The organism is Acinetobacter sp. YH12152 (assembly GCF_013418285.1).
In the GTDB taxonomy this organism is placed as follows: Bacteria; Pseudomonadota; Gammaproteobacteria; order Pseudomonadales; family Moraxellaceae; genus Acinetobacter; species Acinetobacter amyesii.
Window position 1 is genome coordinate 1 of the sequence record NZ_VPCH01000041.1, and the last position, 26,597, is coordinate 26,597.

Sequence of the window (26,597 nt, forward strand, 5' to 3'; positions counted from 1 at the left end):
TTCATATTAAGCTTTACGAGGGCGTTGTATCGTCTGACGAGACGTGTATCAAGATGGGAGATATTAAATTGAAGAGCATGCTCTTCAATTTAACCCAAAACTTGGGATTTGTGTAGATACCTATGCCTAAAAGGAGAGGGAATTCCTTAAATGGTATGCCCTAAGGCTTCACCCATCACCACAGTGGAGTTGGCTTTAAAGGTCGCATCCCATTGCATTTTGTTTTCTTCAAACAACACAACCGCTGTTGAACCTAAATAGAAACGGCCCAATTCTGCACCTTTTTCTAAAAATAAATCGTGTTGATTGAGTTCCAAACGCCCTGTAGGTTTAACTTTACCTGTAGCCACGGTTTCAATACCTGCCACGATCATTGCGCCTACCAGTACGACCGCCATACGACCAACTTCTGTATCAAATAAGCAGACCATGCGTTCATTACGAGCGAATAAACCCGGAATATTTTCAGCAGTGGTTTGGTTTACAGAGAATAATTCACCCGGTACATACAAAGTTTCTGTCAATGTCCCTGCAAATGGCATATGTACACGGTGGTAATCTTTTGGTGACAAATAAACCGTAGCAAACTGCCCATTTTTAAACGGCTCTGCCAATTGTGGATCGGCAATCAGGTTTTCAACGGTGAACTTCTGCCCTTTGGCCTGAAATACGTCACCATTTTCAATTTTACCCAGTTGAGAAATTGCACCATCTGCGGGTGAAACAACACTATTGGCATTGCTATCAATTTCACGCACACCCTCTTTTAAAGAGCGAGTGAAAAATTCATTGAATGATTTAAATTTTAAGGCATTGCTTTGCTCAGCAATCGACATGTCGATGCCATACTGCGCTTTAAATGCGGTAATCACGGCATTTTTCACCACAGGGTTTTCACTTGCAGCCAATTTACCGACGATACGCGATAATTTGTGCTGTGGAACAACACGCTGAGCTTGAATAAAAATTTGTTTTTTTAACTGAGATGTAAGGCTCAAGACGGCAACTCTCCGGTGATCACAGGACTATCGAGTCGGTTGCCCCACTCGCTCCACGCACCATCATAAGCTTGAATATTCCAACCGAGTAAACGTCCCAGTATATAAGCTAGGCCCGACCGATGATGGGACTGACAATATACCACCACAGGTTCGTTTAAATTGAATCCCAATTGTTCTAAGCGTTGTTGTGTGCGTTCTAAAGGATGCAATTTTAAATGATTTTCTCGGTTAAGGGCAGTACTCCATTCGAAATGTCGTGCCCCCGGAATGTGACCGCCGCGTCGCGCAGCCAAACGTAGGCCTGTATATTCATCTTCGGTACGGCAGTCCCATACTTGGATTTGCTCCTGCTGCACACGAGCCAATAGCTCATCATAGTTTGTTTGATACTGAGCACGCGCCTCTGCACTTACTTCAACCAATGGGCTCACGGGTTCAAATTGCTCAATTTCAGACGAGGTCGGTAAGCCTGCCCCAAGCCAAGCATGGATGCCACCATTGAGGAGACTGGTATTTTCAAAACCGAGGCAATGTAAGTTCCAAATCAGTCGACCAGCCCATGCCCCACCTTCATCGTCATACACTACTACATGATGTTCTGGACTGATATTCAGATAGCTGATGAGCTGTTCTAAACCGGCTTGGTCAGGTAAAAGCCCCATCGCTTGTTCTTCTTGGCGCACTAACAGTTTCGGCTGCACATGCAGTGCATGTGGAATATGCAATTGGTCATAAACCGAACGACGACTCAAATCGACGATCCGTAGTTTTTCATTACCAAGATGTGGAACCAATTCTTCCGCTTCAATCAGTAGACCAAAATTCAGTGTAGATGCTGTCATCGTTGTTCGTGTTGTATTTTGTGCGATTAAATTCGATCTTAGCATAAGTCATTTTCACTATTATTCTGAATTTTTGCATTCCTTTAGCAATATTTTAGATATAAAAAAGCCGAATCATTGATTCGGCTTTTTTAGTTTTATCTAATGCTGTGTTTAAGCGCTAACTTCAGAGATGTCAAACACCTGACGTAGATACGCTAAGAAAGTATCATTATCCGTCATGGTTTTACCCGGACTATCTGAAATTTTTGCCACAGATTGACCATTACATTCAACCAGTTTCAGTACGATATTCAGCGCAGTTTGTCCCATATCATTGGTCAAGTTGGTGCCAATACCAAAGCTAACTTGGAAACGGTCTTTGAAGTAATTATGCAAATCCCACGCTTTTTCGATATTTAGACCATCACTAAAGGTCAACATTTTACTTTTGCTATCGACTTTAAGCTTTTTGTAATGTGCATAGGCTTTATCGCCCCATTCATACGGGTCGCCACTGTCATGACGTAAACCGTCAAATAGTTTGGCAAAGTACAAATCGAAGTCACGTAAGAACGCATCCATACCGACAACGTCCGTCAAAGCTATCCCTAGGTCACCGCGATATTCTTGGACCCAAGTTTCTAGTGCCGCTTTTTGAAAGTCACGTAATCGAACATCAAGAGCTTGGAACGCCTGCAAGAATTCATGTGCCATGGTGCCGATTGGAATAATATTCAAATCTTTGGCAATCAGGACATTACTGGTGCCACGGAAAATATTCGGAACGGCTTGATAAAATTCAGCAATCACGTGTTTTTGCCATTCGTAGCTATAACGACGGCGCGTCCCAAAATCAGAGACTAAGAATGGCGGATCATTTGGATTTTGTGCCGCTTCGTATTGTTTTAACAGCGCAATTTTATGTTGAAGACGACGTTCACCTTCAACCAATGTTTCTGGGGTACGAATACGTTGGAAATACAGTTCATTGACGATCGCCAAGACAAAGATTTCAAACATCATCGCTTGAACCATTGGGCCTTCTACCCAAATATCTAAACGACCTTCTTCATCAATTCCGGCTTTAATAAAACGACGTTTGAGCTGAAATAATTCAAGATAATCAACAAAATCACTTTTAATAAAACGCAAACTGCGTAAATACTGCAATTCATCTTCTTTAAACTTCAACTGACATAGCATGTCGAGCTGCGTGTTTAAATCATCCAAAATTTCGACCAGTGGATAGGCTGTATCATCCAAGTTACGGCAACGAAAGTGATACACACTATGGGTTTGCGGAAATTTGTGTAACACCACCTGAAGCATGGTGAATTTATACAGATCTGTGTCTAATAAGGATTGGATGATTGGAGACATAAAGACTTTCAGTTTTTATCAACTCTTTGCATTAAAGCATACTTTATTGATAAAAAGCCGATTGATTTAGTGGAATAACTTATAAATCACCGCGATTCATCGACTTTTTTCAATTTTTTTGCTGAAGCTGAGCGCGATCAAGCTCACTATTTTTGAGTAACTGTCGATATTTTTCTTCTTGACCAAATTCACGCGCAAACTGTTCTGCAGTCTTTTGCCCCATTTTTTTGGCATTTGCATCGCAATCCACTTGGCGTAATTGCTTTGCAATCGCCCATTCCAATTTAAACATGGCACCCATCAAAGCGGTGTTACCTTTATTGTCACGTGCGCAGCGGTCTGCACCATGTTCCAACAAGCGAGTCACAATATTTTGATGACCATAATAGGTCGCCATCATCAGCGGTGTAAAACCCGAGGCATTGCGCACATCAACAGGAAAACCATGCTTGAGAAACTCATTGATGACTTCTTCATTGCCGGTTTTGGCTGCGGCAAAAAAGATTGCAATCAATTCCTGTTGTGAGGTCATCTGATCGCTTGCAGTCGCTTTAGCGGGGGAGATATCTTCCGCGATTGCCACGTTTGCGAATGCGGAACCAAACGCAAGAAGACTGGCTAAAGTCAAATGCTGCATAACTTTCATGATGAACTCCAACAGAAATCGAATGTAGAATTGAATTGGAAACAATTCATTTCATTAAAAAAAATGAATATTTAAGGAGTGCCTATGAAACTCCCCCTAGGGTGCAGGAAAGGTATGGAGCTTCATAGGACTTTTTTGAGGTAACGTTCTAGCCCCTAGTTACCAATCCTTCAGACTGATCGAAATTAGTCTTTCAGTTGTGCTGCTTTGGCTTTTACAGTTGCAAGGTTACCGTTTACTGCTTTGGTCATACGCATACCGTAATCTGCATCTGCTTTGTAGAAGTAAGACAACATGATGTGCTTGGTCTCAGAATCTTTTACGTTGCCAAGATCCGCAGCCAAGTTCATGATTAAATCGTCTTTTTCTTTAGCAGAGTATGAACGGTAAAGCTCACCCGCTTGCTTGAAGTTTTGCTCTTTGGTACCGATCTGTTGAACTGTGCCAGTCAGCGGTGTTTGAACTGCACGTGCTTTCTCAGTGGCAGCTTTAGGCTCTTTACGGCTTGGCTCGTAGTTCACGTCAGAATCACGCTCGCTAACATTCATGTAGCCATCTTGGTTGTTGTTGTTAACAGCAACAAGCGGACGGTTGACTGGAATTTGCTGGTGATTCGCACCCAAACGGTACATTTGAGTATCTGAGTAAGAGAAGATACGGCCTTGCAGCAGACGGTCTTCTGATGGCTCGATACCTGGAACTAAGTTACCTGGAGCCAATGCCACTTGTTCAGTTTCATTGAAGAAGTTTTTTGGCATACGATTCAGCGTTAAAGTCCCCACTTTGGTTTCTTTCACTAGATCTGTAGGCCAGATTTTTGTTGGATCAAGCGGGTCAAAATCAAAGCTGTTTAAATCTTTAGGATCTAACACTTGGATATAAAGATCCCATTTCGGGAATTTACCAGCATTGATGTTGTTATAAAGATCGTTAGTCAAGTGGTTGAAATCTTTACCTTGTTGCTCAGCAGCTTCTTTAACGTTCAGACCTTTCACACCTTGTTTAGAGCGGAAGTTGAATTTAACGTATTTGTATTCGCCTTTGTCGTTATAAAGCTTGTATGCATGCACACCAAAACCATCTTGCTCACGGTAGCTAGTTGGAACACCTTGGTTACCATACACATAAGTCAACATGTTGGTTGCCCATGGTTGGCTAGACAAGAAGTCAAATACGCGGTTTGCGTCTTGAACGTTGTTGATTGGGCTAGGCTTCATGGCATGGATGAAGTCAGGGAATTTGATCGCATCACGGATAAAGAATACTGGAGTTTGGTTACCCACTAAGTCCCAGTTGCCTTCTTGTGTATAGAACTTGATCGCAAAACCGTGCGGGTCACGTAAAGTTTCTGGAGAATGTTTACCGTGAATTACAGTCGAGAAACGTAAGAAAACTGGAGTCTTGGTACCTGCTTTGAACAATGAAGCAATGGTTAGATCAGATAAATCTTTAGTTGCAACGAATTCACCATACGCACCTGTACCACGGGCATGTACCACACGCTCAGGAATACGCTCACGACCAAAACGTTGTAATTTTTGAACCAATTGTACGTCTTGAAGTAGAACTGAACCATTTGGACCCGCAGTAATCGAGTTTTGGTTATCGCCTACTGGTGCACCATTGTCTTTAGTTAATAGCGCTGCTTGAGTCTCCGCTGTTGCTGTTGCTAACATCGCAACCAATAAAGAACGCTTAAACATCGTCTTAATCTCTCTGTTAAATACCTTTCCTGCCCCGCAAAGATACTGGCATTCAATAAATAGATAAAACAGATTATTTTTATAAATTCAATCGCATTATTAGATTTATAAAAAATATACAGTTCATTTTCAAATGTTTGAGCCCAAAAATTTCTACACATCGCCTCGAAAGAATGCTGTCTTTGCTACAATCCCTGCCCTATGTTCAATTTTCTACTCGGAAGAAGTTATGCGGGCCTTGTTACAACGTGTTTTAGAAGCCAAAGTGGTGGTCGATGGTGAGATCACGGGTGAAATTAATCACGGTATTTTGGTGTTTTTAGGCCTTGGCAAAGCTGACGATTTAGAAAAAGGCAAAAAGCTGATTGATAAGATCTTGAAATACCGCTTTTTTGATGATGAACAAGGCAAGATGGGCTGGAATGTCAGTCAAGCCGGCGGCGGTATCCTCTTGGTGTCTCAATTTACCCTGATGGCGCAAACGCAAAAAGGCCTGCGCCCCGATTTTGGCCCTGCCATGCCGCCAAACGATGCCAAAGCACTGTATGAACAGCTGGTCGATTACACCAAGAGCCAATATGACCATGTACAAACAGGCATCTTTGCTGCCGACATGAAAGTGCATTTGGTTAATGACGGTCCAGTGACCTTTAATTTAGAAGTTGAATAACAACTGAAGCATAAAAAAAGCCCTCAAAAGAGGGCTTTTTTTTAATCCTTCCACTAAAGGAGGAGAACAAGGCGTAAATCTTACTTACCTGTTTTTTCTTTAATAAACGCACGTGCGATTTTGATTTTTTCTTTAACCGGTTTTGGAAGTTTAGGTGGAATTAACTTCGCCACTTGGTTAAACCAAACCAAAAGCCCAAAATCACCTTCCATTTTAATACTGCCATTTTGCATACCCGTCATGAATGCAGTTGGGTCACCTTTCATCAGGGTTTTTACGCCCTGTTCGCTGTCCGCAAATTGCAAAATAAAGTCGGCTTTTTCAGCATCACCTGAAACAGTATCAATCTGTCCATTATTTACAATAATTTGACGTGCAACACCCAAATCCGTACCGATTTGAATGCGAAATTGACGTTCATGAACCAATTCAATGAATTTAGGGCTAGTACGTGCAAGCTGTTTCATACGAAGCGCTAAACCTGCCACGAGTAAATCAAGTGGATCCGTACTGACATCAACTAAAGGTAGTTTTACGACAGGAATTGATGATAGTTTCATGACTTAAAGCCTATTGTAATTGTTGGAAAATTGACTGGCTTCATCCTACCATAACTTGGCTTTTGAGAAGTAAGGCTTTGTATCTCAAATCGGACTAATGCGTTCATAAAAAAATGCGCCCTTAGGCGCATTTTCATTGAAATTTTGTTCTGGCACTTATCGGCTCGAACATTGCTGTTCTTCATCATATACAGGCGTGTGCTCTATACATTGGCGCTTTGCCATCGCACGCTCTGCACGGCGGTCTTCACGTAACAATACTAAAGTGAATACCACCATTGCGGCCATTAATGCCGTTAAATAACTATAAGTTACTGATAATTCAAACATGGTTTGTGTGCCAAATCGAATCACTTCAATGAGTCCCCACACCAGCATCCCCGCCAGCATAAAACTTAACCAGCGACGATAAGGCGAGAAGAAAACAGCAATCACAGCCGCCGATACCAAGCTCAGGCCAACGATTGTTGCTAAATTCGCTGTTAACATAAAAACCTCCGTCATTTGACAGCTGACATCTCTTGTCTTACAGGATGCTGAGCCGTCTCACTACTGTATCTTCAGTAAATAGATTTGGTCGATCTCAATCTCTTGCAAGCATTATGCTGAGTTTTTTGCATAAAAAAAGTCTCGTTTTTTGTCCATGCGACACACCTTGTCGCAACATTATTTTGTCATTACATTTTTTCTTTTTAAAGAATTTCTAGAACAATGATGGCATCTCGTTTCGAGTGTCATTACAAAAAAAACAGCTGGTTTTAGGCTAAAAAAATTAATTTTTCGAATGCTGTTAATTGTTGTTTTTATCGACAATTTTCTTCTACCGTTCATCGGATGAGCTGAATTCTTGGCATAAAAAAACGCAGCCTTTTGGCTACGTTTTTGACTGTGCCTTAAATGGTTTTAAGCACGATTTAAATCTTTATCATGCACACCAAGCAGGTAAAGAACACCATCTAGACCCACGCTTGAAATGGCTTGATTGGCATTTTGACGAACCAAAGGTTTCGCACGGAAAGCAACGCCTAAGCCGGCTAAAGACAACATAGGTAAGTCATTCGCACCATCACCGACAGCAATGGCTTGTTCTAATGAAATCCCCATTTCTTCAGCGATTTGAGTCAACAAGAAGGCTTTGCGAGCACCATCGACAATATGACCTTTCACTTCACCTGTTACCGCGCCATCTTGGACGTCCAGTACATTGGCATGGACTTCATCGATACCCAGTTTTGCTTGTAGATATTCGGCAAAATACTGAAAACCACCTGACAAAATAGCCGTGCGATAACCCAGTGATTTAAGCGTTGAAATCAGACGTTCCGCACCTTCTGTGACAGTCAGACGTTCTGCAATTTTAGGCAATACCGAAGCATCCATACCTTTGAGCAGTGCCACACGTGCACGGAAACTTTGTTGGAAATCGAGCTCGCCTTGCATAGCACGTTCAGTGATTTCAGCCACTTGAGCCCCGACACCCGCTTCAATCGCCAATTCGTCAATTACTTCTTGCTCAATCAGCGTTGAGTCCATATCAAAGCAGACTAAACGACGATTACGACGGTAAGCATTGTCTTCTTGAACGGCAACATCTACCCCTAGTTCAGTAGATAGACGTAAACATGCTGCACGCATCGCAGTGGCATCCAACATCTGGCCTTTTAAGCCAAATTGAACGCAGGCACGGCGTGGACCTTCGCTTGATCCATCTAACTCTGGACGGCCAGATAAACGAGTCACAGTTTCAATATTAAAGCCTTGGCTCGACACAATATTTGTAACTGCCTGTAAATGAGACGCCTGTAATTCTGGCGCAAGTGCCGTAACGATATAGCGTGTGCGGCCTCCCTCATTTACCCATTGTTGATATTCTGTTGTAGAGATTGGTTTAAAGCGCACAGTTAAGCCAATATCATGTGCTAAAATCAACATCTCCTTCATGGCTAATGCTGTCGCAGTCTGGTCTTCCGACGAAACAACAATACCTAAAGTCAGCTGATTGTGGATGACTGCTTGTCCGACATCTAAAATCTGTAAGGAATGTGCGGACAAAACCTGCATTAATCGTGTAAATTGATTAGGTTGGTCAGGTCCTAAAAGTGATATAAGAATGATTTCTCGCATGAATTGACTCGGGTCTGAGCTACAACTAATGTAAGAATCATAATCTAAATTGAATAGAATTGCCTTGGAAGTTTACGTTGAATGCGCCTAGACAAGGGCTATTTGCTAGCCTATTAGTAGTTTGTTTTGCTTTGCATACCTTTTTATTGGTATTGGCAACAACCCACCAATTGAACGAAAACCGTGCCAGTCAGGGACAACTGATGACCAGTCAATTGGTTACAGACAGCCTATCTGAGCTTGAGCCGGCCAATACCGTATCATTAGCCTTACTTGCTGACCGCTATGCAACCAACCCGAGCGTGGCTTCCATCCGCATTTTAAATGCCAATAATCAAGTTTTGGCCACAGGCGGTTTGACCAAAACCCGTGACGGTGAAATCTTTGTTCGTGATGCGCTGCAAAACGAAAAGAAAGTCGGAACGGTTGAAATCACCTTAATTAAACCAAGTATTGGTGAAATCTTACGTACGCAGTGGGCTGCGATTCTATTTTCATTATTCTTACATGGCTTGTTATGGTTGGCGTATCGCGCTATTGCGCGTCCAAGTCGTACTGAATATTTAGCGCGAATCAACAATGAATCACGTCTAAAACATGAAATTCAAACGCTAGCGCAGGCTTTAGAACAAGAAAAACATAATGCCGCTCTGGCGATTGCTCAAGCGCAGCAAAATGCGCAAGCCAAAGCAAAACAGCATAAAGACATGAAACCAGTGGTTCTCGACAGCAACAGCTTGGCATTAAATATTCAATTTTATGATCCGAAACAGCTGCTCGATAGCGTCAACAAAACCGTGTCTGTGCCGTATTTTAATCTCTGCCAAATTTTCTTGAATAAAACCACAGAACTCTGTGTTCAACATTATAAATTGAACAGTTCTGACATCAGTACAGTGCATAAGTTTGATGAACATGGCGCAACCATCAGCATGACCGCTGACACTCCAGATGCGCTGCGTTGCCTCACCATGATCAGCTCAGTATTCCAATTGCTTTCAGATGTTTTATATAAACGCTACCGTGAAGAAAAACGTTTCGTTTTACAAACCCGTAGTGCGATTTCAAGCTCTGTCGAAGCCATGCAATTGTCTTCTGTACAAGCGGCTGAGCGTTTAGTCCAACAATTGGTTGCCAAAGAAAGTGCCATTCATGTGCCGACAACTTTGCTCAAAGAGATTTCAGATCATTTCCAATTGGTGAGCTTGCCAAATCCGACCAATGTGCTCACTCGTCATGCATTTATGCTCAATGGGATGGACAGTGATGCTGCTGAATTGGCTCAAAACTTCAGAACTGAAATTTTAAAATCCAAACAGTCAAAAGCCTCGTAAAGGTTTTAGCGAAATCAAAAATCCCGACTTAAGTCGGGATTTTTTTGTCTTAAACGGTCGAAATTTTCTGTGCAATCAAATATTTTTGCGCGTTATGCGGTTCGGCACCTGCTTCAACCGCGACTTTCTCCCATTGCCCATTCGACTGCATTTCCCATGCATTTTGATTATCGTCCAAATAGTTAAGTAAACAATCTTTCATAATGCGTTTTTTCAAACGGCTTTCTAAAATGGGAAAACAGGTTTCGACCCGTGAAAATAAGTTACGTCCCATCCAATCGGCACTGGCACAGTACAATCGTTTTTCGCCTGCATGCTCAAAATAATACACTCGAGTATGCTCTAAGAAGCGTCCGACGATAGATCTCACATGAATATTCTCAGACATCCCTTTGACCTGAGGAATCAAACAACAAATCGAACGGATAATTAAATCTACAGATACCCCTGCTTGCGATGCACGATACAAAGCAGCAATCAGTTGCGGTTCCGTGAGTGCATTGACCTTCACAATAATTCGTGCGTATTTTCCCGCTTGTGCAGCAACAATTTCCTGTTCAATCAGTTTCAGTAATTCAGTATGCAGAGTAAATGGTGCATGCAATAACGCTTTCAGCTTCGCCATCTTGCCCATGCCTGTCAGTTCCTGAAACATGCGATGCACATCCTCGCAAATATCGGGATGCGTCGTCATCAGGCCATAATCGGTATACATCCGCGCATTGCCTGCGTGGTAATTACCTGTTCCCAAATGGGCGTAGCGCAATAGTTGATTATTTTCACGGCGCACAATCAGAATCATCTTGGCATGGGTTTTATAGCCCACAATGCCATACACCACGACAGCCCCAGCTTCTTGCAATATATTGGCCACGGTAATATTGGATTCTTCATCAAACCGCGCCCGAAGTTCGATAACTGCGGTTACTTCCTTACCGTTGCGAGCCGCCTCCGCCAAAACTTGTACGATGTCCGAATCTGGCCCACTGCGATAAAGCGTCTGCTTAATGGCTAAAACCTGAGGGTCTTTTGCAGCTTCACGTAATAGGTTAATAACCGGTTGAAAGGAGTCAAACGGATGATGTAACAACACATCTTGTGTTTTTAATACATCAAAAATCGCGGTTTGTTTACGAAAAACTTTAGGAATAATCGGTGTATAGACCGGATATTTCAGTTCAGGTCGATTAAAACTGGCACTGAGACGCGATAAATTGATCGGGCCGTCAATGCGATAGAGCTCCTGCTCACTCAAATCAAATTCATCTAACAAATAATCAATAATGCTTTGCGGACAATCAGCTTCAATTTCTAAGCGAACTGCCCGACCAAAACGCCGTGAAGACAATTCATCTTTTAATGCCACCGCCAAGTCATCCACATCTTCAGCCAGAACTAAATCTGCATTGCGTGTCACTCGAAAGGCATAACAGCCCGTCGCTTTCATTCCCGGAAATAGGTCATTGATGTGTTGCTGAATAATGGCGGTCAGGAAAATTTGTGTCTCTGCACTGCCTTCAACCTCGGCGGGCATTTTGATTAAACGCGGCAAGGAACGTGGCGCAGGCACAATCGCCATTTCAATGGCACGACCAAAGGCATCTTTGCCTTCTAGGCTCACAATAAAGTTGAGGCTTTTATTGACCAAGCGTGGAAACGGATGCGATGGATCTAAGCTAATCGGCGTTAAGACCGGTTGAACTTCTTTACTAAAATAATGGCTAATCCACGCCCGATGTTTTTCTAAAATATCTTTAAATTGAATAAAACGAATGCCTTCACTTTGTAGTGCAGGCAATACAGCATGATTGAGGGTGTGGTATTGCTGTGCAACCGTGTCATGAATCACTTGGGAAAGTTCATCTAAGACCACTTCAGTCGGAATGGCATCTGGCGTCCGTACAATTGCATTCAAATCTCGTTGTTTCATTAGCCCCGCAATGCGAATTTCAAAGAATTCATCTAAATTGCGTGAAAAAATGATGAGAAAATTCAAGCGTTCAAGTAAAGGTAAACTTGAATCGAGTGCCTGAGCCAAGACCCGCCGATTGAAATCTAAAAGTGACAATTCACGATTATAATAGGTCGCTGATGAATGCTGAAAATGTTGCATACCCTCTCAATGCTGTTTGAAACAGTCTATATCTAAAGTGTTTGCCGGCATGTTAGGCAGCGGATATGACACTTATGTTACAAATAGCATTAATCAATTAAAAAAGCATGCAATTCCCTAAAGCCCTGTTCATCAAATCGTAAAATTTATTTTCGACATCAAAAAAGAGGGACATTGCCCTCTATTTTACTGAATTGTTTATTGCACAGGCTTGTCTTGTTCCAATGCTTTGGGCTCACTCGTCCGTGCTGCCCAATAGGTTGCCAGTGCGGGACCCGAAATATTGTGCCACAAACTAAAAATCGCACTCGGCACAGCGGTCAGAGGTGAAGCGGCAAAATGGGTCGCCGCCAATGCCACACCCAAACCTGAGTTTTGCATCCCAACTTCAATCGACACTGCTTTACAGTCTGCATAGGGCAATTTAAACAGTCGGCTGGCCCAAAAACCCAATAGATAGCCCAAGCCATTATGTAAGGCCACTACCCCAAGAATCAGTAAACCTGATTGCAAAATCTGTGTTCGACTACCCGCAATGATTGCTGCCACAATCGCTACAATTGCCACAACAGAAACCAATGGCATGACCTGTATATAGGCATCCACTCGGTGCTTAAAGACAGTTCGAATCATTAACCCCACAATGATCGGAAATAAAACCACTTGTAAAATTGAAACCAACATCGATGCCGCATTAATTTCGATCCATTGGCTTGCCAGCAAATAGAAAATCGCAGGGGTTAAAACCGGTGCGAGTAATGTCGAAACAGAGGTACAGGCAACAGATAATGCTGCGGTATTACCTTTTGCCATATAGGTGATGACATTAGAAGCCGTTCCACCTGGACAGCAACCGACAAGAATGACCCCGATCGCGATTTCTGTCGGCAGTTGTAATAATTTACACAAGAAAAAAGCCAATCCCGGCATCACAATAAACTGTGCCAAAACCCCGATCATCACAGCTTTAGGGCTTTGCAATACACTTTTAAAACCTTGCAGTGTCATGGTCATGCCCATACCCAACATAATGATGCCTAGCATCCATGGGATATATGCTTTTAACCAAACAAATACATCGGGAAAAAACATGGCGAGCGCTGCAAACAGCACCACCCAAATCGCAAATGTTTTCTGCACAAATTGAGTGAATTTTAAGAAAGCCGACATAGGCATCTTCCATTTAAATACAGGGACAAAAAAAGGCACACCCTTATGCCTTTTCTCAACTGAGCCCACTGGGTCATGCCAAAGATAATGCCTGTGCATGCTGCTGCACAATATCTTTCAGGTAAATACGCTTCACCCCATTCGCCAACATGTCTTGCCATGCATGCTGAAGCGAACCCTGTAAATCGATCCCTTTGGTCAAATCAGCAATCACAAAAGTTTCAAAACCAAGCTTACGCGCATCCATTGCCGTCCATGCAACACAAAAATCCGTGGCGATCCCAACGACAAAGACTGTATCAATACCGCGTTCGCGCAAATAGCCCGCCAAACCTGTTGAGGTTTTCTGATCTGCTTCCATAAAAGCAGAGTAGCTGTCGATATGCTGATGAAAACCTTTACGGATAATCAGCTGCGCCGTCGGTAAATTTAAATCAGGATGTAATTCGGCATCCTGTGTACCTTGTACACAATGTGTTGGCCACAATACTTGCGTTCCATAATTCAGCTCTATGCTGTCATAAGGTGCATGCTCAGGATGATTTTCAGCAAAAGAAATATGGTCGGCTGGATGCCAATCTTGAGTCAGCACAATATTCGTAAAGTATTGTCCCAATTGATTAATCCCTGGAATAATTTGATCGGCATTGGCAACAGCCAACTGACCGCCTGGGGTAAAACCATTTTGTACATCGACCACAATCAGCGCTGTATTCTTTTGCATATCTCTCCATCCGTTGTCATGCATTGTCGGCGACTCTACTGATTCGCTCATATTTTAAAAGCCTTAGTATTCAGTCCTGTGCATAAAAATAAAATGACTGTCCTTCCTGACAATACCGATACTTGGGCAAATGCTCAACCAAACGCTGTGCAAAGCGTGGGTAAATACGGGCTTTTCGCCGAGTCGAAGCATGAAAATAAAAATAGCGCGGTTGATGTTGAAAGATATATTTTAATAAATGGCGGCGTGTCTGTTGCATGACCTCAAACGCATTAATATTTTCAGCAACATCTTCTAGGGTAGGTTCATCGGCAAAGGCCAACCACGCATTTTGTCTCGGCTGATGGCGATTTCTTTGAAATACAGGTTTGAGTTCCAAGATAAATTCGTATTGATGTAGATACAAACTGAATTCACGTTGATCAACTTTAAAAATTGCGACCAGTTTTCTTGCTGACATAGCCCCTCTACGTTGATTTTTTATTTTCTCTTTCTGCTGTATTTTTACATAAAATACATTTATTTATATTGGTTTAGAGCATTAGTGCGACTTCTATTGTCGCCATAAAAAAAGCCCGCATGATGCGGGCTTTTTTTGATATAACATGTTTCTTATGATGGAATACGACGTACCAATAACAACATAAATATTGCAGAGATTGCGATACATGGAATTGCCGCGGTAATCACCCCTGCCGCACCAAAACCTGCTGCCAATAACTGACCCGCAATTGCAGGGCCTAACATTGCACCGACACGACCAACGGCTGAAGCTACGCCAACACCCGTACCACGTAACTGTGTTGGATACACGATACCACCGAAGGCATACAGTACACCTTGACAACCAATCACGAATGCACCGACTAAAGCTGACGCCATGTACATTTGAGTCAATGAACCTGCACCATTCAGCGCAAATAGACCTGCCAAAATACCGCCGTACATCAAAATGATCACATAAGCTTTCTTCCAACGATCAGTCAACATACCTAAAATGATCGTACCAATGGTTGCACTCACCATGAAGTAGAACTGCGCAGTTGCACCATCTTTACGAGTGAAACCGAGTTCGGTGAACAACGACGGTAACCAGCTCAACATGATGTACACCACCATCAAGGTGAAGAAGTAGCTCACCCAAATTGAGAAAGTACGTAAACGGTTTTCTGTGTTAAAGAGGTTTTTGAAAGCACCTTGTTGCACTTCGCCATTGGCGGTCGCTTGAACCGCTTGATCTTTGGCTTTCAAGAATTCACGCGATTCGGGCAGGAACCAAATCATCAATGGAATCACAACAATCGGTAATAAACCACCTAAATAGAAAATATTTTTCCAGTTTGCACCGAAGTCCGTCATTGCGACCAATGATAAGATTGCCGCACCCACAGGCATACCACAGTACATCAAACCGACTGCACGACCACGATTTTGTGGCGTTACCGCTTCAGATGCCAAGGTAATTAAAATTGGCATTGCTGCCCCTAAACCTGCACCTGCAAGAAAACGTACAGCGAGTAAGCTATGGAAGCTATTTACCCATACCGTACATAAGGTAAAGATGGCGAACATCCCCGTAGACCAAATTAATACTTTTTTACGGCCCATTCGGTCTGCAATCCGACCACCCACCAAAGCACCAGGTAATAATCCTAAAATACCGGCACTAAAAAACACCCCTAGCTGCGAGCTATCCAGCCCGAAATATTCACGAATCCCTGCTGCTGCAATACCTGCAGCCTGAATATCCAGACCTTCGATTACGGCAATAAGGAAGCAGATTGCTACCGTGACAATAGCATGCTTATTATCTGACTTTTCCATTGGAGAATCCTTGTTGTCATCAGCGTTCAAATTAAGTCGCATCATCGCTGAGCCTTATAAAGGATATAACTACCAATAAGTTAAAGCCTTTCGTCCAAAATTGGATTACGTGCATGGTGTAATAGTTTTTGTGCTTTAAGTCACAAAGTCGTAAAAACAATTAAAAATTTAAAATAAAAAAATATGAATCGTGCAATGAACAGTCAAATCAAGCGATCTTTTTAAACACTCATAAAAACATGTCTATTTCTATTAGATATAAAAAAGATTATTACCCAAGTTTTTAACAATCATTTGTAATAAAACCCGAGCGAATTGATATAGTTTTTAAATCTTTAGTCATTGTTATTTAATCTTAAATTCTGATTAAAAAGCACGGAATACACATAGATCAACCTTTTGCTGATGATTTAATCAATCCCATCAACCATGCCAACCCTCTCGATTGAATAAAACATTTTCAAGATTCAGCCCCTGCTGAACAATTTTCAGGCTGCAAAAAAACCGCTATTTTACACTTGATTGTTTTAAGTTTGATTTGTATAAAGAATTTTATGGCTTTGACCAAAGCATATTGTTCTTATGCGTTTGATCAGTCATAATTTGCGTAAGCATTATTCAATTTGGGTATAGCCCAATGAACATGCTACAAATCAAAATTCGAAACCATCCAGAAATCAATATTTCATCTTGTCGGATGGACAAATAGGATAGCTTTTCAAAATGACTCAGCAAGCTCAGACCATTCAAGGTTCAATTGTCGCAATCGTCACCCCAATGTTTGAAGATGGCAGCGTAGATTGGAAGAGCCTCGAGAAGCTGGTTGAGTGGCATATAAAGCAAGGCACCAATAGTATTGTTGCTGTAGGGACTACAGGTGAAGCTTCTACCTTGAGCATGGCCGAACACACTCAGGTGATCAAAGAAATCATCCGTGTGGCGAACAAACGCATTCCAATTATTGCCGGCACAGGTGCAAACTCAACCCACGAAGCGATTGAACTCACCAAAGAAGCCAAAGAGTTAGGTGCAGATGCGGCATTATTAGTTACACCATACTATAACAAACCTACCCAAGAAGGCCTGTATCAACACTACAAAGCGATTGCTGAAGCTGTTGATTTACCTCAAATTTTATACAATGTACCTGGCCGAACCGGTGTAGACATGCACAACGACACCGTGATCCGTCTTGCTGATATTCCACAAATCGTGGGCATTAAAGACGCCACTGGCGATGTTCCTCGTGGTCAAGAACTCATTGAAGGCCTTAAAGGCAAAGATATGGTGGTGTACTCAGGTGATGATGCAACGGCTTATCAGTTAATGGGTTTAGGTGCTAAAGGCAACATTTCGGTTACTGCGAACGTGGCGCCAAAAGAAATGAGCGAAGTGTGTGCAAGCGCTTTGGCGGGTGACGCAGTCCAAGCCGAGCAACAAAACAATACTGTTGCAAATTTACATCAAATTTTATTTTGCGAATCGAACCCAATTCCTGTGAAATGGGCACTTCATGAGATGAACCTGATTGAAACAGGCATTCGCTTACCATTAACACCCCTTGCAGAACAATATCGTACTCCGCTTCGTGAAGCACTCATCACTGCGGGCGTTATCAAATAAAGAAGAGCAAACATCATGCAATTACGTTTAGGACTTAGCCTGGCACTTTCAGTATTTACATTAGCCGGTTGTAGTTCACTTGCCTTTAATAATGGCACACTGGACTATAAACAAACCACAGATGTTGAACCGCTGAAATACCCTGAAGGGTCAATGGTTCGTCCTGCAACGCCTTTGTATCCTGCTCCATCAGTTGACCCGCTAGCAATTGAGCATGCACCAAAGCTTGAAAATAAGCGTGGCAATCGCTATGCCCTTCCGCGTCCAGCCGCGGAAAAAAATAATGTCGTCGCAGATTCCTCAACAGACAGTACAAATATTAGCCACCCTCAACTATTGGTGGATGGAAATCAAAATCCACTGATCAAAGTTGAAGGAAATTCTGCTACAATTTGGCAATACACACTTGCTACCCTCAGCAGCCTTAACCATACCATTGTTGGTCAGAGCAAAAACCGTTACGAAGTAACCGTCAAGGTCGATCAGCAGACCTATGTCTTAAGACTTTCTTCTGTAGGTTCAAGCAATAACATCGCTGTGTTCAATGCCGATAACAGTTTTGCAGACAAAGAAAAAGCTGCAGATCTGTTAGCTCAGATTTACCAAAATTGGCCAGCCTAGTCGTACTAGGCATTTTTTCTCGAAAAAGGTTCCCTCATGTTAAAACAAACCTTGCTCTATACTGGTAAAGCGAAATCTGTTTATGAAACAGATAGTTCTGACCACCTCATCCTAGTTTTCCGTGACGATGCTTCTGCATTCAACGGTGAAAAAATTGAACAACTGGATCGCAAAGGTAAGGTGAACAACCGTTTTAACGCCTTTATCATGGAAAAATTGGCTGCGGCTGGTATCGAAACTCATTTCGAAAAACTTCTTTCTCCAACTGAAGTTTTAGTGAAAAAATTAACCATGGTTCCTGTAGAGTGCGTAATTCGTAACTATGCAGCAGGTTCACTTTGCCGTCGTTTAGGCGTTGAAGAAGGTAAAGAACTTACTCCGCCAACTTTCGAATTGTTCTTCAAAGACGATGCGTTAGGCGACCCAATGGTGAATGAATCACAAGCGATTGCTTTAGGTTGGGCGACTGCTGAACAACTCGCTCAAATGAAAGAATTGACTTATAAAGTAAACGAAGTACTTAAAGGTCTATTCGATGCAGGCAACATGCTGCTTGTTGACTTTAAACTTGAATTTGGCGTGTTCCACGACCGTATCGTACTGGGTGACGAATTCTCTCCAGACGGCTGCCGTCTATGGGACAAAGACACTAAGAAAAAACTCGACAAAGACCGTTTCCGTCAAGGTTTAGGCGGTGTGGTTGAAGCGTATGAAGAAGTTGCTGCACGTTTAGGTATCGACCTTTCTGATATCTAAGTCGTTCATCGATTTGAAAAACCGAGCTCTTTAGCTCGGTTTTTTAATGAAATATTACTCGATTAATCCATGATCGAAAAAACAAATGTTAACCATAAAAATCCTCTGTTTCACATTTACCCAAGTTCACACTAAGATAGCTACATACCAGGCAGCACTAGGATCTATAAGTTTCCAATGTGTATACCGACCAGATTTTCCATCTACCCTCTAGGATGTATCTCCCCAAAGACATCCTATTTTTTCAGCCCAGCTCGCCTTGAGTTGGGCTTTTTTTTGCATGAAATAGACATAAAAAAGGGCGCCGAAGCGCCTTGCCATTATGATCATTCAAATCATTGTTGCTGTTGTTGCATCCAACGTCGTTGCTGCAAACGCTCACCTTCAACTTCACGTTTATTACGTGCAGACTCATACAGCTTAGTGCCTTTCAGTTCAGGCGGCATATAATCCTGCATGACAAAATGCTCAGGATAATGATGTGGATATAAATAGTCCACGCCATAGCCTTGCTCTTTCATCAATTTGGTTGGTGCATTTCTCAAATGCAATGGCACGGGTAGATTCGAGGTTTTTTCTGCCAAATCTAAAGCTTTGTTTATGGCCAAATAAGTGCTGTTACTTTTTGCACTGGTTGCCAAGTACACCGCACATTGCCCCAAAATGATTCGACACTCAGGCATACCAATTGCCTGCACAGATCGGAAGCATTCTCCTGCCAACAGCAAAGCATTTGGATTTGAGTTGCCAATATCTTCTGATGCCGCAATCAACATACGACGAGCAATAAAGACAGGATCTTCACCACCTTTGAGCATTCGAGCCATCCAATACAAAGCGGCATCTGGATCACTACCTCGAATCGACTTAATAAAAGCCGAAACTAAATCGTAATGCTGTTCGCCCGATTTGTCATAGCGTGCAATATTTTGCTGCGCAACTTTGACTACCACCGCATTGTTAATGATATTTTCTAAGTCTGGCTCAAACGTACTGGCGATTAAATCTAAAAGATTTAATGCTTTACGAGCATCACCTGCGGCAAATTGAAATAAAGCTTCATATTCTTCGATTTGAATATAACGCTCTTTTAAAAACGAATCTTGGTGAATGGCTTGATCCAATAAGCGCTGAATTGCGTCATTATCCAGAGCATTTAAGGTATAGACCTGACAACGCGACAATAAGGCATTGTTGACTTCAAATGAGGGATTTTCTGTGGTTGCACCGATCAGGGTAATTTTGCCCTTTTCAACTGCATTCAGTAATGCATCTTGTTGTGACTTATTAAAACGATGAATTTCATCAATAAACACCACAGGTGTCAATAAATCTCCACCATCGGCGATGATTTCACGTAACTCTTTCACCCCAGTATTGAGCGCAGATAAACTAATAAATGGTCGGTCAACAGCCTGCGCCAACAACAATGCAATCGTGGTTTTACCTACACCTGGAGGTCCCCAAAAAATAATCGATGGCAAATGCCCTTGGTCAATCATCTGGCGTAACGGTGCATCTTCACCCAAAAGGTGATCTTGTCCAATAATTTGAGATAAATCATGAGGACGCATGCGTTCAGGAAGAGGAATTTGGCTGTCTGACATCTTATTATTTCGTTTCCGGCAATTGGGGACGTTTTTTCTATTCTAACACTGCCTTGGCAGAATCTTTGCTTTATTCGGTATTCAATTTAGGAGGGTGGTTTAATGTCGTTATTTAAGTATCTTGCATGTAAAAAAGCTTAGGCGAATGTTAACTATAATGTAACAAGACATCCTAGCCCTTATTGATCAAATTAAAGTATCATCGGCAAGATATCCCATTTTAGACTTGCCTGACCCAATTGGACAGATTGTATGAAGCAATCAACAAAGCAAAAGCGAATCGTTCAAGTTCAACAAGGCATTGATCTACCTATAAATTTATTTCAAAAAATGCCCCAAGCCAAGAATATACAATTACAAGATAATCAATTCGCTGAATTACGAGAAAAACTGAATAGTCGTAATCAAATGTTAGATGCTAGTGTCGACTGTATAAAATTATTAAGTCTAGACGGTCAAGTTCTGCATATGAACCGCGCGGGATGTTTAGCTCTGGGCGTACCTCTAACTGAAACTGAGTTTGGTATGTCTTGGCATAAATTACTGCCTGAAGAAGTCCGTGACGCGTGTTTGAATGCTTTTGCCGAAGCCAAAGAAGGTAAAATATCTCGCTTTGTCGGCATGAGCCAAGTAGCAGATGAACCCTTGGCTTATTGGGATAATATGCTCAGCCCAGTATTCAACGAATATGGCCAAGTCAAAGAAATCCTCTGTGTATCACGTGATATTACGATACAGCGACTTGCAGAAAATAAACTTCAACGCATCATTGAACAAGATGATTTAACAGGTTTATTAAACCGCCGTGCGTTTAGTCGAGTATTTAAAAGCCAATTAAAAGTGGCGCGAGAACATCAGCAACAACTGGGTTTGTTATTAATCGATCTAGATTATTTTAAGCATATTAACGACACCTTAGGTCATAGTGCAGGAGACCATTTACTGCATACCCTTGGGCAGCGTTTTCAGCAATGTTTTGATACAAATATTGTAGTTTCACGTTTAGGTGGCGATGAATTTGCCATTTCTATTCCAAATTTAAAATCGCAACAACAATTACAGAATTTTGCCAGCATCGCCTGTCAGCAAATGGACATGCCCATTTTCTATAATGGGCAAAGTATCAATATTGGTATGAGTATTGGCTGTGCGATCTACCCACGCGATGCACAAAATTCCTCGAATTTACTTAAATGTGCTGATATTGCGCTAAATGATTTAAAAAGCAGTGGTCGTGGTGGTGTACGAATGTTCAACCATACTATGTTCAAAACCCTTGAAAATACTACTCGCCAATTAACGCTTGCACGCAGCTTGATTAATTCCAATCAAATTATTCCGTTTTATCAACCCAAAGTTCGTCTGTCTGACAGTCAAGTTATCGGCTTTGAAGCGTTGTTACGTTGGTATGATAAAGACCAACAATTACAATTACCTTCTCAAATTTTTGCTGCATTTCAAGATTATGAATTGGCTTCACGCATTAGTAAAACAATGCAAATTAAAATCTTTCAAGATATTCAAAAATGGATTGAACTCGGACTACAACCGCTACCGATTTCAATAAATGCTGCACCTGTCGAATTTTTACGTGATGATTATGCGGAAAAACTACTGAATCGCTTAAAGCAGTTTGGTATATCACCAGACATTATTGAGGTCGAAATTACCGAGCAAAGCCTGTCAGAACGTGGCTCAAATTATGTGATTCGCGCTCTCCATTTATTAAAAGAGCATGGCATACACATTTCTCTAGATGATTTTGGTACAGGTCATTCATCATTAACACGTTTGAGTAATTACCCTGTCGACTGTATTAAGATAGACCGTAATTTTGTGGAACGCATGCATACCGACTGTTCAGCACTTGCCATTGTCAAAGCGATTACACAAATTGGTGCGAGTGTTTCCCTGAATATATTAGTCGAAGGTATAGAGAAACCGGAACAGGTCGATACCTTAAAAGAATGTAATTGTCATACTGGACAAGGTTTTTACTTTTATCGTCCGCTCAGTTATGACCATGCGATAGAACTTTTGAGTCACTAAAACTTGTGGAGCAAGACACGATGACACTGAAGTATTTAGTCAGTGCCTGTTTGGCAGGCCAACCCGTTCGTTATGATGCCAAATCAAATACACAACAAGCAATTTGCCAACTGATGCAGACTCACCAAGTCATTACGGCCTGCCCAGAAATGATGGGCGGCCTTAGCTGTCCACGTTTTCCTGCAGAAATTCAAAATGGTCAAGCCAGTGATGTGCTCAATGGTACAGCTCAAGTTAAAGATGTTTTGGGGACAGACATTAGTGCTGAATTTATTGCAGGTGCTCAACGAATGTTAGAATTGGCCCAATTACACAAAGTTGATGTTGTTGTCTTGAAAGATCGCAGCCCGTCTTGCGGCAGCCATTATATTTATGACGGCAGCTTTACCCGTACGAAAATTGAAGGCTATGGGGTAACCACAGCACTCCTCAAACAGCACGGTTTTCAGGTTCTGTCAGAACAAGACTTTCTGGCTATGATACAAGATCAACTCTAGATCCAAGATAGAGCGTATCTGTGTCCTTTAGCGTACCCAACGTACAATATAATCTTCAATATCGTCAGGGTTGACGTCTTCTTCACTGATGCAACGCCCTGCGGCAGACTTTCTTGCCTTCAAAATACTGTCACGATTTCCCGTCACTAGATGATGCCAACGTGGTAAATCTTTACCTTCAGAAATTCTACGATAAGCACAGCTCGGTGGTAGCCAATGAAATTGGTGAATCTGATGTGGCGTCAGCTGTATACAGTCTGCAACGTGTGATTGACGATTTGGATAATCGGAACAACTGGCAGTTTCACAATCTAAAAGTTTGCATGCCACTTTGGTGTAGGCAACCTCATGAGTATCTTCATCTTCAAGCTTGATTAAACAACACAGCCCGCAACCATCACAGAGGGACTCCCACTCCAAATGAGTGAGTTCAGTCAAAGCATGCTTTTTCCAAAAATGTGGGCGTAGAGTATCGGTCATCTTCTCGCTCGCAACGAAGGTGGCAGGCATATTAACTGAACCCGCACATAAATTCCTTGTTTAAGTTACCGAATATTGAACATTAAATAAACAAAAGAATACATAGCATGCTTTCTGTGACTCCTATACTGATGAGACAGAATAAAAAATCACATGGAGATAAAACTATGTTCCGCTGGGCTATTATTTTCGCTGTAATTGCATTGATTGCGAGTCTGCTAGGTTTTGGTGGTGTTGCAGGCTTATCCAAAGACTTTGCTGTTATTCTTTTGGTTATTGCAGTCATTCTCGCAATTGTTGGTTTCCTCTCTCGAGGAAAAGTTTAGGCGACTGAGTGACTGATTCAATGTCGTTTTAAACTACAAATTACTCCCCTCAGACTCATGAATCAGAAACCTATGTTTTTATCATCTTGAGTCTCAATCAAAAAAATAAGAGCCTATGGGCTCTTATTTTTTACATCAACGTCAAACGCATTACGCTGTAGGTTTTAGCTTTAAGGTTTTAAGTGACGAGGTCTAAAGCCGGTTGCAATTAAAGCAATCCCATAAGCAGCAATGCCAATCACACATAAGATGATCACTTCCGCGACACGCATCCACGCAGATACATCACCGTTGTACCATGTTAAGCCATACCACAGTGCAGCAATCATCACAGCATTGGCAATCGCAAACTGAATCACCAATTTTTTCCAATGCGCACCAAAACGGAAAATATTGCGCTTATGTAAATAAAAATACAGCATCCCTGCATTTACTAAAGCGGAACCCGATGATGCCAATGCCAAAGCCATATGCTCAGCATGCCAATCAATCAGTTTAAAGAACCCAATAAACACCACGTTCAGAATAGCATTGGCTGCGACCGCCATTAAACCTACACGTACTGGAGTTTTGGTATCTTGCTGCGCATAAAACCCTGGTGCAAACACTTTAATGAGCATGAATGAAATCACACCGGCACTCATACATTGCAATGCCAATGCGGTCATCTGTGTATCTTCAAAGCTAAATTGACCACGTTCAAATAAGGCCTGAATAATAGGTGTAGAGAGCATGAAAAGCGCAATACTGGCAGGCACACCCACCAAGATAATGACCTTAGCTGCCCAATCAATCATACGGCGGAATTTTTCTTGATCTTGTTCAGCATGGCGTGCAGACAATGACGGTAAAATCACGGTACCAATGGCCACCCCAATCAAACCTAAAGGCAGCTCGGTCATACGTTCAGCACTATACAGCCATGATACTGAACCATCTTGCATGAAAGACGCCCAAATGGTGTTCAACAGTAGGTTGATCTGCGTCACTGAGACACCAAACAGTGCTGGCAGCATCAACTTCATGATGCGATCAACACCTTCGTGTTTGAAGTCAACTTTCGGTGGAATCAGTAATTTTTTACGCCACAGCTCTGGAATCTGAATCGCCAATTGCAAGAATCCTGCCGCGACAACAGACCAACCCAAAGCCATAATTGGCTCAGCCATATAAGGGGTTAACCACAGCGCACCGGCAATCATCGCGACATTGAGTAACACTGGAGCGAACGCAGGTGTACTGAATGAGCCATAACTATTCAAAATACTGCTGGCAAATGCCGTTAGGGACATAAACAGTAAGTAAGGAATCGTTAGGCGGAACATATCGGTGGCTAACGCAAACTTGTCTGCATCACCATGGAAACCCGGTGCATAGATATAGATAATCGCGGGTGCGGCCACCATCGCGATGAACGTCAAGCTGGTCATCACCAGACCTAAACAGCCAAAAACACGGCTAATCAGAATCTGGACTTCGGCATGGGTTCGACTGGTTTTATATTCAGTCAATACAGGAATAAAGGCTTGTGAAAATGCCCCTTCTGCAAATAAACGCCTAAAAAAGTTAGGAATACGAAAGGCAACCACGAAGGTATCGAAGTCTTTACCTGCACCAAATACATTTAACAGGACAATATCCCGTACCAGTCCCAATACACGGGACAACATAGTCATTGCACTGACAATAACTGTCGAACGCCAAAGCGCCATCGGTATTTCTCACTTTTGAAAGTGCGCCTATTGTAATGAAACTCGTCAAGGAATTTCATTGGTTTATTAAACGCAGTGTGTATTGTTTATTTGTTTTTAAAATGATGCAGCTGTTGACGAAAAGCGTTCCACTCAAAAAATGGACCCGGATCAGTTTTACGTCCCGGTGCAATATCTGAATGCCCTGCAATATGTTGTTGAATTTTAGGATAAGCCTGTTGTAAACACGCCACGACCTCGGTCAGCACAGCATATTGTGCAGCTTCAAAAGGTAAATCATCACTTCCTTCGAGTTCGATGCCTATCGAATAATCATTACATTCTTTTTGTGCTAAATAGGTTGAACGACCTGCATGCCAAGCCCGATCATTAAAATTGACAAACTGTAGGACTTCACCCGTACGCAGAATCAATAAATGTGTCGATACTTGCATCCCTTCAATGGTTTGAAAATAAGGATGTTTCGACCAATCCAACTGATTTTGGAAAAATTGTTCGATATAACCACCTCCAAACTGAGAAGGTGGCAAACTAATATTATGAATGACGACAAGCTGAATTTCGGTATCTTCAGGACGCTGGTTAAAATTCGGTGATGGAATTTGACGCGCACCTAGCAATTGCCCATCCTGCACCTGAAATGTTGTTGCTTGTGACATAAAAAAATCCTGTGTCTAAGCCGGCCTGCAATGCTGCAGATCAAAACGCCGAGCCCTACTTGAAAGGTTTAATGCTAAAACTTTCACATTGAAATCTCAATTCAAGTCTGTGAAAGGAGTTAAAAATCGCTCATTTTTCATGAACAATGCTAATATAACGCGCACATTTTCCTGGGTTAAAAAGATACGGAACT

At 42.1% G+C, this 26,597-nt stretch carries 25 protein-coding genes; 8 read left to right on the plus strand and 17 right to left on the minus strand.

The genetic code is table 11. From position 1 onward, the window contains the following. Window positions 1-146: 146 nt before the first annotated feature. The 5 genes from asd to FTU83_RS12625 form a co-directional block, all read right to left on the minus strand. Window positions 147-998, minus strand: coding sequence for an archaetidylserine decarboxylase (gene asd, locus FTU83_RS12605; protein ID WP_180004355.1), 852 nt, complete (start codon window positions 996-998; stop codon window positions 147-149). Continuing rightward, complete coding sequence (locus tag FTU83_RS12610) at window positions 995-1,843, minus strand: sulfurtransferase (RefSeq protein ID WP_180004391.1); 849 nt, start codon at window positions 1,841-1,843, stop codon at window positions 995-997. Before FTU83_RS12610 ends, asd begins: the two co-directional genes overlap by 4 nt. A 153-nt stretch (window positions 1,844-1,996) precedes the next feature. Then, complete coding sequence (pncB, locus tag FTU83_RS12615) at window positions 1,997-3,205, minus strand: nicotinate phosphoribosyltransferase (protein WP_180004352.1); 1,209 nt, start codon at window positions 3,203-3,205, stop codon at window positions 1,997-1,999. A 109-nt stretch (window positions 3,206-3,314) separates the two neighbouring features. Next, complete coding sequence (locus FTU83_RS12620; RefSeq protein WP_180106763.1) at window positions 3,315-3,851, minus strand: ankyrin repeat domain-containing protein; 537 nt, start codon at window positions 3,849-3,851, stop codon at window positions 3,315-3,317. A gap of 185 nt (window positions 3,852-4,036) precedes the next feature. Next, window positions 4,037-5,554, minus strand: coding sequence for a catalase (locus tag FTU83_RS12625; protein WP_180106766.1), 1,518 nt, complete (start codon window positions 5,552-5,554; stop codon window positions 4,037-4,039). Window positions 5,555-5,783: 229 nt separating this feature from the next. On the opposite strand from FTU83_RS12625, the gene dtd reads away from it, so the two are divergent. Continuing rightward, entirely contained in the window at window positions 5,784-6,224 is a 441-nt protein-coding gene (gene dtd, locus FTU83_RS12630) for a D-aminoacyl-tRNA deacylase (protein ID WP_168379709.1), read from the plus strand. An 80-nt stretch (window positions 6,225-6,304) separates the two neighbouring features. Here dtd and FTU83_RS12635 read toward each other — a convergent pair whose 3' ends face one another. From FTU83_RS12635 to serB, 3 genes are all read right to left on the minus strand, one after another. Further along, the gene (locus tag FTU83_RS12635) at window positions 6,305-6,784 is read right to left on the minus strand and encodes an SCP2 sterol-binding domain-containing protein (RefSeq protein ID WP_078190615.1); all 480 of its coding nucleotides are present in this window, start codon (window positions 6,782-6,784) and stop codon (window positions 6,305-6,307) included. Window positions 6,785-6,940: 156 nt separating this feature from the next. Further along, window positions 6,941-7,273 carry an AciT family ciprofloxacin tolerance protein gene (aciT, locus tag FTU83_RS12640; protein WP_078190616.1) on the minus strand — a complete coding sequence of 111 codons (333 nt, stop codon included), beginning with the start codon at window positions 7,271-7,273 and terminating at the stop codon, window positions 6,941-6,943. A 414-nt stretch (window positions 7,274-7,687) separates the two neighbouring features. After that, a complete protein-coding gene (gene serB / locus FTU83_RS12645) occupies window positions 7,688-8,908 on the minus strand; it encodes a phosphoserine phosphatase SerB (RefSeq protein ID WP_078193257.1) in 1,221 nt (406 codons plus the stop codon). A 77-nt stretch (window positions 8,909-8,985) separates the two neighbouring features. Between serB and FTU83_RS12650 the strand changes: the two genes are divergently transcribed. Continuing rightward, window positions 8,986-10,242: a hypothetical protein gene (locus FTU83_RS12650; protein ID WP_168379711.1), complete on the plus strand. Its 1,257-nt coding sequence runs from the start codon at window positions 8,986-8,988 to the stop codon at window positions 10,240-10,242. Window positions 10,243-10,291: 49 nt separating this feature from the next. Here FTU83_RS12650 and ppk1 read toward each other — a convergent pair whose 3' ends face one another. From ppk1 to mhpT, 5 genes are all read right to left on the minus strand, one after another. After that, the gene (gene ppk1 / locus FTU83_RS12655; RefSeq protein WP_180106768.1) at window positions 10,292-12,355 is read right to left on the minus strand and encodes a polyphosphate kinase 1; all 2,064 of its coding nucleotides are present in this window, start codon (window positions 12,353-12,355) and stop codon (window positions 10,292-10,294) included. 198 nt (window positions 12,356-12,553) lie between these two features. Further along, window positions 12,554-13,525, minus strand: coding sequence for a bile acid:sodium symporter family protein (locus FTU83_RS12660; protein ID WP_180106770.1), 972 nt, complete (start codon window positions 13,523-13,525; stop codon window positions 12,554-12,556). A gap of 73 nt (window positions 13,526-13,598) precedes the next feature. Next, window positions 13,599-14,249, minus strand: a complete 651-nt coding sequence (pncA, locus tag FTU83_RS12665; protein WP_180022346.1) for a bifunctional nicotinamidase/pyrazinamidase — start codon at window positions 14,247-14,249, stop codon at window positions 13,599-13,601. 70 nt (window positions 14,250-14,319) lie between these two features. Next, window positions 14,320-14,709 carry a hypothetical protein gene (locus FTU83_RS12670; protein WP_180022316.1) on the minus strand — a complete coding sequence of 130 codons (390 nt, stop codon included), beginning with the start codon at window positions 14,707-14,709 and terminating at the stop codon, window positions 14,320-14,322. Between the two features lie 152 nt (window positions 14,710-14,861). Further along, window positions 14,862-16,073, minus strand: a complete 1,212-nt coding sequence (mhpT, locus tag FTU83_RS12675; protein WP_180004342.1) for a 3-(3-hydroxy-phenyl)propionate transporter MhpT — start codon at window positions 16,071-16,073, stop codon at window positions 14,862-14,864. 723 nt (window positions 16,074-16,796) lie between these two features. On the opposite strand from mhpT, the gene dapA reads away from it, so the two are divergent. From dapA to purC, 3 genes are read left to right on the plus strand one after another with little or no spacing between them, the layout of a single operon-like run. Next, the gene (dapA, locus tag FTU83_RS12680; protein WP_078193262.1) at window positions 16,797-17,696 is read left to right on the plus strand and encodes a 4-hydroxy-tetrahydrodipicolinate synthase; all 900 of its coding nucleotides are present in this window, start codon (window positions 16,797-16,799) and stop codon (window positions 17,694-17,696) included. A gap of 15 nt (window positions 17,697-17,711) precedes the next feature. Then, on the plus strand, window positions 17,712-18,317 hold the full coding sequence (locus FTU83_RS12685; RefSeq protein ID WP_168379718.1) for a lipoprotein-34 precursor (NlpB): 606 nt from the start codon (window positions 17,712-17,714) through the stop codon (window positions 18,315-18,317). A 36-nt stretch (window positions 18,318-18,353) separates the two neighbouring features. Further along, window positions 18,354-19,073 carry a phosphoribosylaminoimidazolesuccinocarboxamide synthase gene (purC, locus tag FTU83_RS12690; RefSeq protein WP_078190626.1) on the plus strand — a complete coding sequence of 240 codons (720 nt, stop codon included), beginning with the start codon at window positions 18,354-18,356 and terminating at the stop codon, window positions 19,071-19,073. Between the two features lie 335 nt (window positions 19,074-19,408). On the opposite strand, the gene FTU83_RS12695 is transcribed toward purC, so the two are convergent. Beyond that, window positions 19,409-20,680, minus strand: a complete 1,272-nt coding sequence (locus FTU83_RS12695; protein WP_180106772.1) for a replication-associated recombination protein A — start codon at window positions 20,678-20,680, stop codon at window positions 19,409-19,411. Between the two features lie 252 nt (window positions 20,681-20,932). Here FTU83_RS12695 and FTU83_RS12700 point away from each other — a divergent pair, with 252 nt between their 5' ends. After that, on the plus strand, window positions 20,933-22,729 hold the full coding sequence (locus FTU83_RS12700; protein ID WP_180106774.1) for an EAL domain-containing protein: 1,797 nt from the start codon (window positions 20,933-20,935) through the stop codon (window positions 22,727-22,729). Window positions 22,730-22,749: 20 nt separating this feature from the next. Next, window positions 22,750-23,226, plus strand: coding sequence for a DUF523 domain-containing protein (locus FTU83_RS12705; protein WP_180106776.1), 477 nt, complete (start codon window positions 22,750-22,752; stop codon window positions 23,224-23,226). Window positions 23,227-23,253: 27 nt separating this feature from the next. Here the strand turns inward: FTU83_RS12705 and FTU83_RS12710 are convergent, their stop codons facing one another. Next, complete coding sequence (locus FTU83_RS12710; protein ID WP_180106783.1) at window positions 23,254-23,706, minus strand: YcgN family cysteine cluster protein; 453 nt, start codon at window positions 23,704-23,706, stop codon at window positions 23,254-23,256. 167 nt (window positions 23,707-23,873) lie between these two features. On the opposite strand from FTU83_RS12710, the gene FTU83_RS12715 reads away from it, so the two are divergent. Continuing rightward, complete coding sequence (locus FTU83_RS12715; protein ID WP_005006601.1) at window positions 23,874-24,032, plus strand: DUF1328 domain-containing protein; 159 nt, start codon at window positions 23,874-23,876, stop codon at window positions 24,030-24,032. 170 nt (window positions 24,033-24,202) lie between these two features. Here the strand turns inward: FTU83_RS12715 and murJ are convergent, their stop codons facing one another. Continuing rightward, window positions 24,203-25,744 carry a murein biosynthesis integral membrane protein MurJ gene (gene murJ / locus FTU83_RS12720; RefSeq protein WP_180022314.1) on the minus strand — a complete coding sequence of 514 codons (1,542 nt, stop codon included), beginning with the start codon at window positions 25,742-25,744 and terminating at the stop codon, window positions 24,203-24,205. A gap of 86 nt (window positions 25,745-25,830) precedes the next feature. Continuing rightward, window positions 25,831-26,403: a 1,6-anhydro-N-acetylmuramyl-L-alanine amidase AmpD gene (ampD, locus tag FTU83_RS12725; RefSeq protein ID WP_078190631.1), complete on the minus strand. Its 573-nt coding sequence runs from the start codon at window positions 26,401-26,403 to the stop codon at window positions 25,831-25,833. Between the last annotated feature and the right edge of the window lie 194 nt (window positions 26,404-26,597).

Excerpts from the sequence above, each read along its gene's own strand:
- FTU83_RS12685 (WP_168379718.1), top strand. The coding sequence starts at position 17,712 with ATGCAATTACGTTTAGGACTTAGCCTGGCACTTTCAGTATTTACATTA.
- FTU83_RS12700 (WP_180106774.1), top strand. The coding sequence starts at position 20,933 with ATGAAGCAATCAACAAAGCAAAAGCGAATCGTTCAAGTTCAACAAGGC.
- dapA (WP_078193262.1), top strand. The coding sequence starts at position 16,797 with ATGACTCAGCAAGCTCAGACCATTCAAGGTTCAATTGTCGCAATCGTC.
- serB (WP_078193257.1), bottom strand. The coding sequence starts at position 8,908 with ATGCGAGAAATCATTCTTATATCACTTTTAGGACCTGACCAACCTAAT.
- aciT (WP_078190616.1), bottom strand. The coding sequence starts at position 7,273 with ATGTTAACAGCGAATTTAGCAACAATCGTTGGCCTGAGCTTGGTATCG.
- FTU83_RS12695 (WP_180106772.1), bottom strand. The coding sequence starts at position 20,680 with ATGTCAGACAGCCAAATTCCTCTTCCTGAACGCATGCGTCCTCATGAT.
- murJ (WP_180022314.1), bottom strand. The coding sequence starts at position 25,744 with ATGGCGCTTTGGCGTTCGACAGTTATTGTCAGTGCAATGACTATGTTG.
- FTU83_RS12625 (WP_180106766.1), bottom strand. The coding sequence starts at position 5,554 with ATGTTTAAGCGTTCTTTATTGGTTGCGATGTTAGCAACAGCAACAGCG.
- FTU83_RS12635 (WP_078190615.1), bottom strand. The coding sequence starts at position 6,784 with ATGAAACTATCATCAATTCCTGTCGTAAAACTACCTTTAGTTGATGTC.
- mhpT (WP_180004342.1), bottom strand. The coding sequence starts at position 16,073 with ATGGAAAAGTCAGATAATAAGCATGCTATTGTCACGGTAGCAATCTGC.
- FTU83_RS12705 (WP_180106776.1), top strand. The coding sequence starts at position 22,750 with ATGACACTGAAGTATTTAGTCAGTGCCTGTTTGGCAGGCCAACCCGTT.
- pncB (WP_180004352.1), bottom strand. The coding sequence starts at position 3,205 with ATGTCTCCAATCATCCAATCCTTATTAGACACAGATCTGTATAAATTC.
- ppk1 (WP_180106768.1), bottom strand. The coding sequence starts at position 12,355 with ATGCAACATTTTCAGCATTCATCAGCGACCTATTATAATCGTGAATTG.
- FTU83_RS12710 (WP_180106783.1), bottom strand. The coding sequence starts at position 23,706 with ATGACCGATACTCTACGCCCACATTTTTGGAAAAAGCATGCTTTGACT.
- pncA (WP_180022346.1), bottom strand. The coding sequence starts at position 14,249 with ATGCAAAAGAATACAGCGCTGATTGTGGTCGATGTACAAAATGGTTTT.
- dtd (WP_168379709.1), top strand. The coding sequence starts at position 5,784 with ATGCGGGCCTTGTTACAACGTGTTTTAGAAGCCAAAGTGGTGGTCGAT.
- FTU83_RS12620 (WP_180106763.1), bottom strand. The coding sequence starts at position 3,851 with ATGAAAGTTATGCAGCATTTGACTTTAGCCAGTCTTCTTGCGTTTGGT.
- FTU83_RS12660 (WP_180106770.1), bottom strand. The coding sequence starts at position 13,525 with ATGTCGGCTTTCTTAAAATTCACTCAATTTGTGCAGAAAACATTTGCG.
- ampD (WP_078190631.1), bottom strand. The coding sequence starts at position 26,403 with ATGTCACAAGCAACAACATTTCAGGTGCAGGATGGGCAATTGCTAGGT.
- FTU83_RS12715 (WP_005006601.1), top strand. The coding sequence starts at position 23,874 with ATGTTCCGCTGGGCTATTATTTTCGCTGTAATTGCATTGATTGCGAGT.
- FTU83_RS12610 (WP_180004391.1), bottom strand. The coding sequence starts at position 1,843 with ATGACAGCATCTACACTGAATTTTGGTCTACTGATTGAAGCGGAAGAA.
- purC (WP_078190626.1), top strand. The coding sequence starts at position 18,354 with ATGTTAAAACAAACCTTGCTCTATACTGGTAAAGCGAAATCTGTTTAT.
- FTU83_RS12670 (WP_180022316.1), bottom strand. The coding sequence starts at position 14,709 with ATGTCAGCAAGAAAACTGGTCGCAATTTTTAAAGTTGATCAACGTGAA.